This window comes from Pseudomonas sp. NPDC087615, from assembly GCF_044743445.1.
GTDB lineage: Bacteria > Pseudomonadota > Gammaproteobacteria > Pseudomonadales > Pseudomonadaceae > Aquipseudomonas > Aquipseudomonas baetica_A.
Map to the genome: position 1 here is coordinate 83,491 of NZ_JBIUWM010000018.1, position 15,344 is coordinate 98,834.

The 15,344-nt window shown below is 58.7% G+C and carries 6 protein-coding genes; 2 read left to right on the forward strand and 4 right to left on the reverse strand.

Features of this window, described 5'->3' with window-relative positions; all coding sequences use genetic code 11:
• Positions 1 to 10 precede the first annotated feature (10 nt).
• Together ACIOU6_RS11570 and ACIOU6_RS11575 are read right to left on the reverse strand one after the other, a co-directional pair.
• Positions 11 to 3,286, reverse strand: a complete 3,276-nt coding sequence (locus tag ACIOU6_RS11570) for a DUF2126 domain-containing protein (RefSeq protein WP_401136315.1) — start codon at positions 3,284 to 3,286, stop codon at positions 11 to 13.
• A gap of 366 nt (positions 3,287 to 3,652) precedes the next feature.
• Positions 3,653 to 5,965 carry a YgiQ family radical SAM protein gene (locus tag ACIOU6_RS11575; RefSeq protein WP_221733081.1) on the reverse strand — a complete coding sequence of 771 codons (2,313 nt, stop codon included), beginning with the start codon at positions 5,963 to 5,965 and terminating at the stop codon, positions 3,653 to 3,655.
• 303 nt (positions 5,966 to 6,268) lie between these two features.
• Here ACIOU6_RS11575 and ACIOU6_RS11580 point away from each other — a divergent pair, with 303 nt between their 5' ends.
• Positions 6,269 to 8,878 carry a hypothetical protein gene (locus ACIOU6_RS11580; RefSeq protein ID WP_401136318.1) on the forward strand — a complete coding sequence of 870 codons (2,610 nt, stop codon included), beginning with the start codon at positions 6,269 to 6,271 and terminating at the stop codon, positions 8,876 to 8,878.
• Between the two features lie 52 nt (positions 8,879 to 8,930).
• A complete protein-coding gene (locus tag ACIOU6_RS11585; protein ID WP_401136321.1) occupies positions 8,931 to 13,652 on the forward strand; it encodes an NEL-type E3 ubiquitin ligase domain-containing protein in 4,722 nt (1,573 codons plus the stop codon).
• A 43-nt stretch (positions 13,653 to 13,695) separates the two neighbouring features.
• Here the strand turns inward: ACIOU6_RS11585 and dnaB are convergent, their stop codons facing one another.
• Together dnaB and ACIOU6_RS11595 are read right to left on the reverse strand one after the other, a co-directional pair.
• Positions 13,696 to 15,093, reverse strand: a complete 1,398-nt coding sequence (gene dnaB, locus ACIOU6_RS11590; protein WP_034149637.1) for a replicative DNA helicase — start codon at positions 15,091 to 15,093, stop codon at positions 13,696 to 13,698.
• Between the two features lie 121 nt (positions 15,094 to 15,214).
• A partial coding sequence (locus ACIOU6_RS11595) for a 50S ribosomal L9 C-terminal domain-containing protein (protein ID WP_401136324.1) occupies positions 15,215 to 15,344 on the reverse strand: 130 nt, incomplete at its 5' end.

The window sequence follows — 15,344 nt, forward strand, 5'->3', positions numbered from 1 at the left end:
CGCGCACGATCTAGAAACGTCGTAAATCGAGCGTCATCGGTAGCTCGTCGGAGATTGTCAGATCAGGTATGGGAAGTTTCCCCGGCGTGTGTCCGATGCGGAAGAAACGCGCCATGCGCCGACTCTCCGCTTCATTGGCGTTGACCGGCAGCGTCTCGTAATTACGCCCGCCGGGGTGGGCGACGTGGTACTGGCAGCCACCCAACGAGCGTTGCATCCAGGTGTCGAGCAGGTCGAACACCAGCGGGGCGTGTACCGGGATGGTCGGTTGCAGGCAGTTGGCCGGTTGCCAGGCCCGATAGCGCACACCAGCGACGAATTCGCCCACACGTCCGGTCGGGTGCAACGGCACGGCAATGCCGTTGCAGGTCAGCAGATACCGCTGCGGCGGTAAGCCCTTGAGCTTGACCTGTAAACGCTCCAGCGATGAATCGACGTAACGCACCGTGCCACCCGCCGTGCCCTCCTCGCCCAACACATGCCACGGCTCAAGCGCTTGACGCAGTTCCAGCTCGATGCCGTTGACGGCGTAGTCACCGACCTTGGGAAAACGAAACTCCAGATGCGCCGCGAACCACTCGGCGCGCAACGGATAACCGGCGCTGTTGAGTTCGACGATGACGTCGGCGAAATCCTGTTCGATAAAGTGCGGCAACAGAAAGCGATCGTGCAGTTCAGTGCCCCACCGTGCCAGTTTCGGCGGCGCGTAAGGCTCGCGCCAAAAGCGTGCGACCAGCGCCCGCAGCAACAATTGCTGCGCCAGGCTCATGCGTGCGTGCGGCGGCATTTCAAAGGCGCGCAACTCCAGCAACCCGAGGCGACCGGTGGCGCCGTCCGGTGAATAGAGTTTGTCGATGCAGAATTCGGCGCGATGGGTGTTGCCGGTGACGTCGATCAGCAGATTGCGCAACAGCCGATCCACCAACCATGGCGCGCACTCCTCACCCGGTTCAGGCATCTGCGCAAAGGCAATTTCCAGCTCATACAACGCGTCGTTACGCGCCTCGTCGACCCGTGGCGCTTGGGACGTCGGGCCGATGAACAACCCGGAAAACAAATACGACAACGACGGGTGGTTGTGCCAGTAACTGATCAGGCTGCGCAGCAAATCCGGACGGCGCAGGAACGGCGAATCCGCCGGTGTCGCGCCGCCGAGGACGAAATGGTTACCGCCACCGGTGCCCGTGTGGCGGCCATCAATCATGAACTTCTCGGTGGTCAGGCGGGTTTGCCGCGCTTCTTCATAGAGAAACTCGGTGCGCTCGACCAACTCGTCCCAGGTCGCTGAAGGCTGCACGTTCACTTCGATCACGCCCGGATCCGGAGTAATGCGCAAGTTGCTCAAACGCTGATCGCTCGGCGGCTCGTAGCCTTCCAGCAGCACCGGACAATGCAGTTCTTCGGCGGTGGCCTCGATGGCCGCGACCAGTTCCAGATAGTCCTCGACCCGTTCCAGCGGCGGCATGAACAGGTACAACCGCCCTTCGCGGGCTTCGGCGCAGAACGCGGTGCGGGTCAGCCAATCGGCGGATTCATCGATTTTCGGTGCGCGCTCGTCAGCCATGGCGGGCTCACCGTGACTGTTCAGTTGCGCGGCGTCCGGCAGTTCGGGAAAGTCCTGATTCGGGTCCTGGGGATGGATGAACGGATACTCCGCCGCCTTCACCCAGGGCTGCGAGCCGAGCGGCAAGCGGTAGCCCAGCGGCGAGTCTCCCGGCACCAAGCGGCAATGATCGTCGCGCAGATACCAGCGCCCGCTCTGCCATTGATCACCTTTGGCCGTGCGTGCGAGCGGCAGCACTTGGCCGATCACTTTATCCAGGCCCTGACTGAAGACTTTGCGCAGGCGTGCGCGTTCTAAAGGCTCCTCCAGACGCGAATCTTCGGCACTGACGTTGCTCGGCAACGAACCCTCGCGCCAGAGGTAATAGAAATTGTCCTCATAGGCAGGGAATACAAAATGTGTGGGCAGTTTCAGGCGTTCGGCGACACTCGCCAGAAAGCGTCCGGCCAACTCGCCATCGGCGCCGTAATCCTGTTGCTCGTCGGCAATCAACGCGTCGTTGTGCCAGATCGGCGCACCATCGCGGCGCCAATAGCAGTTCAGCGACCAGCGCGGGAGTTGCTCGCCGGGGTACCACTTGCCCTGACCGAAGTGCACCAGCCCCTTCGGCGCGTAATGCTTGCGCATGCGCTGAAACAGTTCGGCGGAGAGCCGACGTTTGTCCGCCCCCAACGCGGCGGTGTTCCATTCGGCGCCATCCGGGTCATCGATGGACACGAAGGTCGGTTCGCCGCCCATGGTCAGGCGCACATCGCCTTCCAGCAGGTCGGCATCGATCTGCCGGCCCAGTGCCTGAATCGCCAGCCACTGCTCATCGGTATAGGGCTTGGTAACGCGTGGCGCCTCCCAGATTCGCTCCACGGACATTTCGTGGCTGAATTGCGTTTCGCAAGGTTCGACCATGCCGCTGATCGGTGCCGCTGAGGAGGGATCGGGGCTACAGGCCAGCGGGATATGCCCTTCACCGGCGAACAACCCGGACGTGGCGTCCAGGCCGATCCAGCCGGCGCCCGGCAAATACACCTCGCACCAGGCGTGAAGGTCTGTGAAGTCGACGTCGGTGCCGCTGGGGCCGTCGAGGCTTTTTACGTCGGCAGTGAGCTGAATCAGGTAACCGGAGACGAAACGCGCCGCCAGTCCGAGGTTGCGCAGCAGTTGCACCAGCAACCACGCCGAGTCGCGGCAGGAGCCGGAGGCGTGTTCAAGGGTGTGTTCCGGGGTTTGCACGCCCGGCTCCATGCGAATCAAGTAGCCGATGTCTTCACTCAGACGCTGATTGAGTGCCACCAGAAAGTCGACGGCGGGCAGCGGCGTGCGGTCGATCGCGTCCAGATAGGCTTTGAACCTCGGCGTCAGCGGCAGGGTTTCAAGGTACGGCGCCAACTCCTTGCGCTCATCGACGGCGTAAGCGAAGGGGATTTTCTCGGCGTAAGGTTCGAGGAAGAAGTCGAACGGGTTGAACACGGCCATTTCGGCCAGCAGATCGACTTCGATGCGCAACTCATCGGTTTTCTCTGGGAACACCAATCGCGCCAGGTAATTACCCTGCGGGTCCTGTTGCCAGTTGATGAAATGCTGCTCGGGCGAGACTTTCAACGCATACGAGAGAATTCGCGTGCGGCTGTGGGCGGCCGGGCGCAGGCGAACGATCTGCGGGCCGAGTTCGACAGCGCGGTCGTAGCGATAATGCGTGACGTGATGCAATGCGACATGAATCGACACGGCGTGCCTCCTGCGAGCCTAAGCGTATTCGAAAGCGCGCAAGACTTATGCCATACAGAGGCTTGGGCGCTTTCCCGGAATGCTTTGGGCAGTACAGCACCAAAATCGGGCGATGCGGGGAAATGGTTGAGCGAAGTTGCGCCTAAATGTGGCGGGCAGGTGTTGATTGGGTGTCTGACCTGACGCCATCGCTGGCAAGCCAGCTCCCACAGGTTTTATCTGTCGTTCATAAAACGGTGGCCACTGAAGATCCCTGTGGGAGCTGGCTTGCCAGCGATGGCACCAGTGGTTACAACACATTTCCTAAACCCTGAAATGTAAAACGCCAACCCGAAGGTTGGCGTTCTGTTCAGCATCAAGCCTTGCTTAGCGCGGCACTACTGGCTTGCGCGCCGGCTTCGGCCCTTTGCCCTTGGCCGCGTCCTTGCGCTCCTTGGCGGCCTGCTGGTTGCGGGCGAACGCCGCCGCCTTGGCTTGTTCACGCTTGTCCCACGGATTACCACCATCACTGGCACGCGGTGGCAGACCGGTGTGCTGGGTGAGAATCTTGGTGGTTTTCTCTTTGCCCTCTTTTGCCACTTTATGGCTGCCAGCCGGCGTCGAGTTCTTGCGACGGGCGCTCTGATAGCTGTCAGTGGACGGCTGATGCAGCGGGATCAGTTGATCCTTGCCCGGCCCGATCAGATCGCCACGGCCCATGCGGGTCAGCGCTTCACGCAACATCGGCCAGCCTTTCGGGTCGTGATAACGCAAGAACGCCTTGTGCAGACGACGCTGCTCTTCGCTCTTGACGATGGTCACGCCGTCACTCTTGTAAGTGACCTTGCGCAGCGGGTTCTTGCCCGAGTGGTACATCGCGGTGGCGGTGGCCATCGGCGACGGGTAGAACGCCTGCACCTGGTCGGCACGGAAGCCGTTGCCCTTGAGCCAGAGGGCCAGGTTCATCATGTCTTCGTCGGTGGTGCCCGGGTGCGCGGCGATGAAGTACGGAATCAGGTACTGCTCTTTGCCTGCTTCCTTGGTGTACTTCTCGAACATGCGCTTGAACTTGTCATAGCTGCCGATGCCCGGTTTCATCATCTGATTGAGCGGACCTTCCTCGGTGTGTTCCGGGGCGATCTTCAGGTAACCACCGACGTGGTGAGTCACCAGCTCTTTGACGTATTCCGGCGACTCGACCGCGAGGTCATAACGCAGGCCGGAAGCAATCAGAATCTTCTTCACACCCGGCAACGCACGCGCACTGCGGTACAGCTGAATCAACGACGAGTGGTCGGTGTTCAGGTTCGGGCAGATACCCGGGAACACACAGGACGGCTTGCGGCACGCGGATTCGATTTCCGGCGTTTTGCAGGCGATGCGGTACATGTTCGCGGTCGGGCCGCCGAGGTCGGAAATGACACCGGTGAAACCCGGTACCTTGTCGCGGATCTCTTCGATTTCGCGAATGATCGACTCTTCGGAGCGGTTCTGGATGATCCGGCCTTCGTGCTCGGTGATCGAACAGAAGGTGCAGCCGCCGAAGCAGCCACGCATGATGTTCACCGAGAAACGGATCATGTCGTAGGCCGGAATTTTCTCCTTGCCGTACGCCGGATGCGGAACGCGCGCGTAAGGCATGCCGAACACGTAGTCCATTTCTTCAGTGGTCATCGGAATCGGCGGCGGGTTGAACCAGACGTCGACTTCGCCATGCTTCTGCACCAGCGCACGGGCGTTGCCCGGGTTGGTTTCCAAGTGCAGCACGCGGTTGGCGTGGGCATAAAGAACGGCATCGCCACGAACCTTTTCTACCGACGGCAGACGGATCACAGTCTTGTCGCGGGTCATGCGCGGGCTGGCCAGGATCTGCACGACCTTGGCTTCTTCCGGATCATCCACTGGGCCCTTTTCCTGCTCGATGGCGCAGGCCTGGGTGTCCTGGGTATTCACGTACGGGTTGATGATCTTGTCGACCTTGCCCGGACGGTCGATACGGGTGGAATCGACTTCGTACCAGCCCGCCGGCGTGTCACGGCGAATGAACGCGGTGCCGCGCACGTCGGTGATGTCTTCGATCTTGTGACCGTAGGACAGACGCTGGGCGACTTCGACGATGGCCCGCTCGGCGTTGCCGTACAGGAGAATGTCGGCGCTGGCGTCGATCAGGATCGAGTTGCGCACGCGATCCTGCCAGTAGTCGTAGTGAGCGATGCGGCGCAGGGAGGCTTCAATGCCGCCGAGCACGATCGGCACATGTTTGTACGCCTCTTTGCAGCGCTGGCTGTAAACCAGGCTGGCGCGATCCGGACGTTTGCCGGCCATGCCGCCCGGGGTGTAGGCGTCGTCGGAACGGATCTTTTTGTCCGCGGTGTAGCGGTTGATCATCGAGTCCATGTTGCCGGCCGCGACCCCGAAGAACAGGTTTGGCTCGCCGAGCTTCATGAAGTCGTCTTTGGACTGCCAGTTCGGCTGCGCAATGATCCCGACGCGAAAGCCCTGAGACTCCAGCAGCCGGCCGATGATTGCCATGCCAAACGACGGGTGATCGACGTAGGCATCTCCCGTAACAATGATGATGTCGCACGAATCCCAGCCGAGCTGATCCATCTCCTCCCTGCTCATCGGCAGGAATGGCGCTGGTCCGAAACATTCGGCCCAATATTTTGGATAGTCAAATAACGGCTTGGCTGCTTGCATGTCGACGACCGGTGTTGAGATGAAAAATCGCGGGCGCGGAATATAGCACAAAATTTGACCAATTCCGACGGCAATGGTCGGTTGTTAATCTCAGCTCCCTCTTCTGTGCTTCAAGCAGAAAATGCTACGGCGGCTTTCGACCCGCCAGACACTGGCAATGATGCCAAACGCCAGTCAGGCGCCCATGGATGGGTTCTGCCGGCAGCTCCAGCGCCACCTGCGCAATCATGCAAACCGGCACGATGCCAAATAAAACAAGCCCTTGCGCGAAAGCCGGGGGTCATTTTTCAAGGATGAAAAAACATGGCAGGAAAACCACCTCGCAATGCCCCCCACTTGAATGTGGATGCCCACATCAGGACGAATCGACGAACGGACATCGACGTACCGCATCCTGACGCTACGGGCCGCAAATTCTTCGATCCGTGGATCTCTGTCGACCCTGCGAAGCCGCCGGCCAGACTACCGGGCGATACAGACCTTGACGCAATACTACCGGCCCCTCCCGTCACGATTCACCTGACGCCGGCTCCCATTGCGGCGCCTTCCGTCATCCCTCAGCCGCTGAAGAACTACTGGCTCAAAGCCGCGACAGAGTTACCGGCGGCCAACAGCGAAGGTTTCAGGGTTTACAACAAACGCCGGTATGTCGACGTGCCCGATGGCGGTACCGTTCTTGTCGCAGTGGATCCGGACACCGGACTGTATCGGGCGCGACTTTCGAGCGAATTGCTTCCCTCCGGCCCGGTATTGCTGCGCGACACCGACAGCGGCCTCTGGCATCCGCTCAATGACGTTGACTCAAGCACGCTCCCACTGACGGAGGCAAGGCTGAACACTTTTCGCTCGGACCTGGATTTCAGCGGTGTCGAGCCTGGCAGTGACGGCCTGTTTCGCCACGAGGGCAAGCTCTATGTAGTCATCGACAGCCACGCGTATCAGGTCATGCAGGACCTTGACGCGTCCACGCCGGCTCAAAAGGTGTGGCGCATTGTGAACCCCAAGGATCCCGTTGCCTCCGATAGCGCGAACATCTACCGCGCCAGTCGCAGTGGCGAAACCCGGGCGATCACTCGGAACGAGGAGAACACCTGGGTTTCCATCCTCACGGGTTTGAGGGGCGGCATGCACCGCAATGAGGGCCGGCAAGCCAACCTGGCGTTCCTGATGCAACGTTACCAACCTTTCGCGGATGCTCACCGGGCTCTGACCGAATCATCTGAACATTACGACACTCTTTGGGGCCGAGCCCGCAATCTGCCTGATGGCGCGGCCAAGACGGCAGGCCTGATTGCGCTTGAGGTACACCAGCTCAAGCACATCAAAAAGCAGACGGACTTTGTTCAGTCGCTCGTTGATAACAAGGATTGGCTACCTCTCATCAAAGCAAGCGGGGTTTTCAAGGAAGAACTGCATACCTTCCGGATAGAACGAGTGGAATATCTCAACAGACTGATGGCCGTCATGGATCTCAGGGTCCGGCCTGCGGTGACAGATCTGAGTGCCGAGAACTGCAAGAAAACCATCAAGCATCTGAACAAGAAACTGAAGTTTCTCGAAGAGCGCCAGGCAGTGATGGAGCAGATCAGAAAAGCCTCGCCCGGAGCAGCCCCGCGACTCGCCGAGCTACGCCTCCAGGTGCCCGATACCGAGCGCATCAACTTCAACAAACTGACCCTTTACGTTCACCTGTTTGCGGACGCTCCCGACTATGCGCCAAACACGACCATGCCCTCGCTCTCGGCTATCGACCTGATCACCGGAGATTTGCAAAACGCTCCGCAACGAGAGCATCCAATGGCGCTACTGTTGGCCCTTGATCAAATCAAGGGAGATAAAACCCGCTTTGAAACGCTGCTGGCCTCGGAGCATCCCAACGCCGAATACATCAGGGAGATCGTTACCCTGATCGATCCCATCGAGAAAAAAATCGAAAACAAGTTGACCGAAATTCTTGACGCGTCCGAGCGAACGAACGATCTGCCGAGCCTCGACCAAGACATTGATTACGACTTTATCCCGCCGCAACCCATCAACGAAGCGCTAGCCCCACCCGCGCGTGCCAGGAAAATATTCCGCACCCGCCAGCACGGCACTTACAGAGTGATGGTCGGGGAAACGGAAACCGCATCGGACGGCACCATCACGATCAATGTTCCCGACCTGCTGCGACCCGATTCACCTCCCAGGCGCTACAAAAAAATAGAAGACGAATGGCTGCCAGTGCTTCCTCCGCTTATCCGAACGCCGCGGCCACAACTCATTGGCGAGGCAAACCGGTTACTGGCCAGGGTCGAAGATCACGCTGCCAACGCGAGAACACAAGAAGCTCAAAACACTAACCCGACAAAGATCGTCGAAGACCTGGGCAAGGAAACCGATTTGCTCAACCAACAGGCAAGACAACTGGAAAACCACGAAACAGATGTTGAAGATCGAGTGATCATCAACCTGGCCGGACAGTTGCGCGCCGCAGCCGATTCGTTGACCGACCAAGGCCAGAAAACGCTGGTGCGGATGTACAAGAACAAAGACGTGCTGGACATCATGCGCCTGAATTATCTGCTGGATCGTAACGAGCTCAAGGTCAGCAAGATCGTTGATCGCAAGCTATCGGGCAAAGGCCAGAAAAGGTCATTTCTGGACGTTTATTCGATCAGCGACAGCGCCGATAACACGCCGTTGTGGCACGCGCATTTTCACTACGATGCCGAGAAGAGTCTGCCCCTGAGCTTCAAAATCGATGGCGCTCATCTCAAGACGCTTGAACAAAGCAGACGGGGTATCGAGTCTCAACGCCGAGATGATCGGGCCGGTTTGCCGCACGTCGGCATCTGGCGGCAACGGTTTGATGGCAGAACAGCGAGCAAAATATTTGCCTTGGCAGACAGTCACGCAGCCGCCCCCGAGTAAATGCGCAAAGCCCGAGCAGCGGGCTTTGATGTAACCCCAGGACAAACAGGCAATGACGCCGAACGCTTATCAGCGCGCCCTCGCGGGGACTGATAAGCGCCCCATCAAGGAAGAAACAATGTCGCCAAAACCACCTGTCAGAGGCAACGCCTCTGTCGATGTACACCAGCGCCCAGGCCCATCGCCGCAAGCAAATCCGCCGCGCATCAACACTGGCGCGCCCCCCCTGCACCTGGGTGAAAATCCGTTGGTATCGAACAGAAACACCGGCGGTGTCGATCTCGATGCAATCAGGCCGGCACCGCCGGTCACGGTTCACGAAACAACTGAAACAATGACTCTCGGCGCCACCCCCACACCAACCGTTCAGTCGCTGGAGCATTACCGTATCAGCGCGCCGCCCACGTTGGCGGTCGCCGATGCCGAGGGTTTCAGGACATACAAGGGACGCCGATACGTCGACGAACCAGGGGGCGCAATCGTGCCGGTCAAGCAAGATCCGGACACGGGACTGTACAGGGCCGCACTGCCGAAAGAGACGAAACCGACAGGTCCGGTGATGCTGCGTGACACCGCCAGCGGCTTGTGGCACCCGCTGGAAGACTTCGAGCCCATGACCTTCGCGTTATCCTCCGCACGCTTGGAGGCTTTGCGCACCGGACTGGACTTGAGCGACGCAACCCCCGATAGCAATGGCCTGCATCAGTTCGACGGCAAACTCTACGTGGTGATCGAGAATCACACGTACCAGGTGCTGCACGACCCAGAAGCATCAACCCCGCTGGCCACCGTAATGCGCATCGTGCGAAGCGAAGATCCTGTGTCCAGAGACAACGGCAATCTGTATGTCGCGACACGTCCGGGTAGGTCGGAACCCATCGTTTTCGATGCCGTACAAGGCTGGGTCGGGATAACGGTAGCCGGTGCCGGTGGGATGGTGCGCAGTGACGGCAACCCCACAGCATCCTTGAGCCTGCCGGACAGACTCTCGCTGATGCTCAACCGACTGCGCAGCCCAGAGTCCCGCGCCCAAAAACTGTTCCCGGACCACACCGAGGATCAGATCAGCGACTTTATTCGTTCGCTGGGCAGTGATGTACGCGACGGTTTGACCCGTCGCGAAACCGACTACAAGACACTCAAGGCCGAACTGAAGGTCTGGATCAGAAACACCTCCAACGCTTCGCCTCAGGCAACAGCAAAAGGCTGGGCACAACAGGTCGCCAATGACATCAAGCGCTGCTGGCGCCAGCAGACCGGGGATTCATTCAGGCTTGAGCCGGGTGGTGGAACGCTGCCAGCATTAACAGCGGATTTCAGCCATATCCGGCGCCTGGATCTGGACGCCGTCACCTGGTCAGACACCGCCGAAACATTCCTCAGTGGGTTCTCCGGACTGGAACGCCTGACAGTGACCCACTCCTCGCTCGATACACTGCCCGCCGCCGTAGCGCACATGCCCCACCTGAGCACATTGGATCTGAGTTCGAACCGTATTGTGCTCAATGCACAAACCTCGGCAAAGCTGAGCGCACTCGACCAACTTCAAAACCTTGATCTATCGGGCAATCCGCTGGGCAAGCCACCTGATTTCACCGGCATGAGCGAACTCAAAACGCTGAACCTGAGCAATACACAATTGGATCAGTGGCCTATCGGCTTGCAGCACCAGACCGGACTCAAACAGGTTGACCTGCGCAACAACCGGCTGACCGAAGTGCCATCGGCCATCCTTTCCCCCTCACCCGATCAATTCGAAGCGATCGCCCGGATCAACGGCGTCACGCAGTTTGAAGGCAATCCATTTCCTGCCGGCTACTGGAAAACGCTTGAAGTGTATTGGCAACGCGTCACTGCCGATCATCCTGAACTGGGCAACAACAGCCTGCCCGGCGCGTTCAGGCTTGACGGTGATATCCCGGAGGTCGCCAACGTGCAGCGGCTGCATCCGGAGAAGAATGCACAAGAGGCCAGAGAGTTTTTTATCGGATTGGGTCCTGAGGCAGAAGCAACACTGGGTCGACGCCTTCAAGAACTGGATTTACTGGAAAGCCAGCTCGATGCCTATGTCGCCGACAGTCAACTCGAGCCGTCCGCCGTCGACACACCCGCGAAAAGACAAGCGCAACGTGTCGCCCAAACCCTCAAGGACTGCTGGCTTCAGGACTCGGGGGAAATGCTCAGGCTGTCTTCCATCAACGCGCCACTCCCGGCGCTGAGCGTGGACTTCAGTCATGTAAAGCACCTCAGTCTCAGCTCTGTTATCTGGTCGGGCGATGCCGATACATTTCTGTCCAGCTTTCCCAATCTGGAGCGCTTGTCCATCACCCAATCCAGGATTGAAACGTTACCGGGGCAAATTGGCGCGATGGACAAATTGAACAACCTGGACCTGAGCAACAACTACCTTGCACTGGACGAGCAAAGCGCTGCAACGCTCAGCGCCATGAGTCATCTGGAGATCATCAATCTTTCTGACAATCCAACGCTCACGCTAACCCCTGACTTCAGCAAGATGTCCAAGCTGAAATACCTGGTGCTGAATAACACGGGAATCAATCAATGGCCGACTGGATTGCAGGACAAGACCGGTCTGCTCATTTTTGATCTGCGCGATAACCGCTTGAGTGAAGTGCCGCAGGCATTTCTCAATCCTGCGCCCGAACAGTTGCTGACGATCGCCCAGATCAATAGAACCGCGTCACTCGGTGGCAACAATTTCCCTGCCGATTACTGGAGAAAATTCGACGACTACTGGCGTCGAGTGAACGAGGAACATCCCGATCTTCTGACCTCTTACCATGGAGTGATATTTGATACCGATAACTCCCCCGCGCAGCGGTATCGGCGACTATTTCCAGGCAAGGACATCAAGGAGTGCAGGGAATACCTCTGGAGTTTTGAGAGTGATACCGCGGCAGCAACGAAACTCAACAGCCTTGAACGGGAACACGGCGTATTGAAAAGTCAGCTCGACGATTGGGTTTTTTCTGGAGGAGGCAACCGCGCAGGCTACATTCGGGCGAATCAGTTAGCGGTCAATGCGCAAACCCGTCCTGACCGTGTCACCGCAAGTGAGAGGATTCTCAGTTGCTGGAGGCGGGAAACACCGCAGAAACATGCCAATGACGGTACCCCCATCGGCCTGGAACTGGATCTCGGCGGCTTGCGCCTGCCGAGCCTGCCAGACATCGACGCGGACTTCAGTCACGTCGGTTCGCTCAAACTGAACAACATGAATCTGAGCACCTCACCAGAAGGTTTTCTGACCCATTTCCGCCATGTGCGCTGGCTGAATCTGTCGCACAACCAACTGCGTGAATTGCCTCCAGCGCTTGGAGAAATGAACGGGCTGACTCGTCTGTTTCTGCAAAAAAACCGGATTATCCTGACCGCCGACACTGCCCGCGTTCTGTCACAGCGCACAACATTGCGAGCCTTGTGGCTGCATGAAAATCCGCAACTCGGTATCACCCCGGATTTCACCCGGATAACCGACATGCGCGAGCTTGATCTGGCAAACACAGGCATCAACACCTTCCCTGCCGGCCTTGCCGATCAGCCACTGCTGGGCATCGTGAATCTGAACAACAATCGGATCGAGGAAATCCCCGATGCGGTCATAACCCCACCGGCCGAACGACTCGCAAACAGTGCGCGGGTCAATAACGTGACCAGCATCACTAACAATCCATTGTCAGCGGCCACCCGCACGCGGCTGGAACAATACAACAACCGTCTTATCGAAGCCGAAATACCGATGACTAGCCAGCGCGATCTGGTCGCTACGGCGCGCGGCCATGTCCGGGCAGTCATCCGGGCTCCAGCAAATGATCCAATGACGCGCTGGACAATCGGGCTATCGGCAGATCAGGTATCAGCCAGAAGAATCCAATGGCAAACACTGCGTGATGAACAACGCTCGGATGGTCTGTTCAATACGCTTGAACGCTTGATCGAGGTTCCCGCCGGCCACAACGAGCTTCAGCGCCGAGTCTGGAAGCTGGTCGACAGCATTACCGAAAACAGTCCGGCGTCCGAACGCCTGCGCAAGGAGGTGTTTGATCGGGCAGGCGAAGCGGCCTGCTGTGATCGGGCGGCCTTCACGTTCGCTAATCTGGAAACCCGGGCAATGGCGCACGATGCTCGTGCCCAGGCTCAGGACGAAGCACAGGGCCCGCAACTGTCTGCGCTGTCCAAAGCATTGTTCCGCTTGCATGAGGTCGACAAAATCGCATCGGCGGACATTGCGCAGCGGGAGGCAAGAATCATCGAAGCGATGGAGCCTCAGAGAGACGCGGCCCTTCCCGCGCCACACGTACCAGAGGAAGTCGAAATCAGACTCGCCTATCGATACTTCCTGAAAGACCGGCTGCAACTGCCGGGACAACCCGAGCAAATGGGATTTGCCCGGCTGGCCAATGTGTCAAAAGCGCAATTGAATGCTGCGTACAAAAAAGTCATCGCTATGGATAACTCCCCTGAAGAATTCGAGGCACTGGTGTCGAGGGAGTTCTGGCAGGAATTCGTCACTCACAAGTACCGGTCGCAGTTCGAAGCGCACCGCCAGACGTTCCAGGATCGACAAGCGACCCTCGACGACGCGCACGCAGCCAACACGCTTGGGTTTAACGATTACGACGCGCAATCCAAGGCGCTGCAAAAATCACTGGCGACCGAGGAAGAGGCGCTGATCGAGTCGTTGTCTCGACAGGAACTGAGTGAGCATCCAGCCGCCAACACTGACGAGGAGGCAGGCGGCACAACGGAATAACGCACGAAAGGAGGAGCGCTGGCCGAATGATTTCGGCCAGCCATTATTCGTCGTCGTCGAAGTTGTAACTGCCCGGCGCGAGGTTTTCGAAACGCGTGTATTTGCCGATGAACGCCAGGCGGATAAAGCCGATAGGCCCGTTCCGCTGTTTGCCGATGATGATTTCGGCGATGCCTTTGTGCTCGGTTTCCGGGTGATACACCTCGTCCCGGTACACGAACATGATGACGTCGGCGTCCTGCTCGATCGCTCCGGATTCACGGAGGTCGGAGTTGATGGGTCGCTTGTTCGGTCGTTGCTCCAGGGAGCGGTTGAGCTGCGACAGCGCAACCACCGGGCAGTTGAACTCCTTGGCCAGGGCTTTCAAGGAACGCGAGATCTCGGAAATCTCGTTGGTTCGGTTGTCACCGCCCGATCCTGGAATCTGCATCAGTTGCAGGTAGTCGATCATGATCAGGCCGATGTCACCGTGTTCCCGCGCCAGACGTCGGGTACGCGCACGCATTTCAGACGGGCTGATGCCGGCGGTATCGTCGATGAACAGCTTGCGATCGTTAAGCAGGTTTACCGCCGAGGTCAGGCGCGGCCAGTCATCATCTTCCAATTGGCCAGAACGCACCTTGGTCTGATCAATCCGCCCCAACGAGGAGAGCATACGCATGACCAGCGATTCACCTGGCATCTCGAGGGAATACACCAGCACCGCTTTGTCGCTGCGAAGTACGGCGTTTTCCACCAGATTCATGGCGAAGGTGGTTTTACCCATCGATGGACGGCCCGCGACGATGATCAGGTCGGCCGGTTGCAGCCCGCTGGTTTTCTCGTCGAGGTCGGTGTAACCGGTGGACAGGCCGGTGATGGCGTTGTCGGTGTTGAACAAGGTGTCGATGCGATCAATGGCCTTGGTCAACAAGTCATTCACGCCCACCGGGCCACCGGTTTTCGGGCGAGCCTCGGCAATCGCGAAGATCTGGCGCTCGGCTTCGTCGAGGATTTCCTCGGCGGTGCGGCCCTCCGGGTTGAAAGCGCTGTCGGCGATCTCGGTACTGATGCCGATCAGTTGGCGCAAGGTCGCTCGCTGGCGAACGATCTGCGCATAGGCCTTGATGTTGGCGACGGACGGCGTGTTTTTCGCCAGTTCGCCGAGATAACCGAGGCCACCGACTTGCGAAGTCTGACCTTCCTTGTCCAATTGCTCGGCAAGGGTCACGACGTCAATCGGGGAGTTCTGATCGGCCAGTTTGGCGATCGCACGGAAGATCAGACGGTGGTCATGTCGATAAAAATCGCCATCGGAGACTTGATCGAGCACGCGTTCCCAGGCGTTGTTGTCCAGCATCAGGCCACCGAGTACAGCCTGTTCGGCTTCGATGGAATGCGGCGGCACCTTCAGGGCAGCGGTTTGCAGATCGTATTGCTCAGGAGCGGAGATTTCGTTCATGGCCACTTGGAGTCAGGGTTGAAAACGGGAGTACCAGAAAGACAAAGGGCACGACCTGTAAACAGGATCGTGCCCGATGTTAACCGTCTGACGGGCAAGCCGCCAGCCGATCAGGTGTTGCTTAAGCTGCTACCACGACAACGCGTACGGTGGCTTCAACTTCGGCGTGCAGGTGCACGGCTACGTCGAATTCGCCTACGTTGCGGATGGTGCCGTTCGGCAGACGAACTTCGCTTTTCGCAACTTCAACG

What these genes read in the sequence shown, in the direction of transcription:
- ACIOU6_RS11575 (WP_221733081.1), bottom strand. Translation starts at nt 5,965, where the DNA reads ATGCAAGCAGCCAAGCCGTTATTTGACTATCCAAAATATTGGGCCGAA.
- ACIOU6_RS11580 (WP_401136318.1), top strand. Translation starts at nt 6,269, where the DNA reads ATGGCAGGAAAACCACCTCGCAATGCCCCCCACTTGAATGTGGATGCC.
- ACIOU6_RS11585 (WP_401136321.1), top strand. Translation starts at nt 8,931, where the DNA reads ATGACGCCGAACGCTTATCAGCGCGCCCTCGCGGGGACTGATAAGCGC.
- dnaB (WP_034149637.1), bottom strand. Translation starts at nt 15,093, where the DNA reads ATGAACGAAATCTCCGCTCCTGAGCAATACGATCTGCAAACCGCTGCC.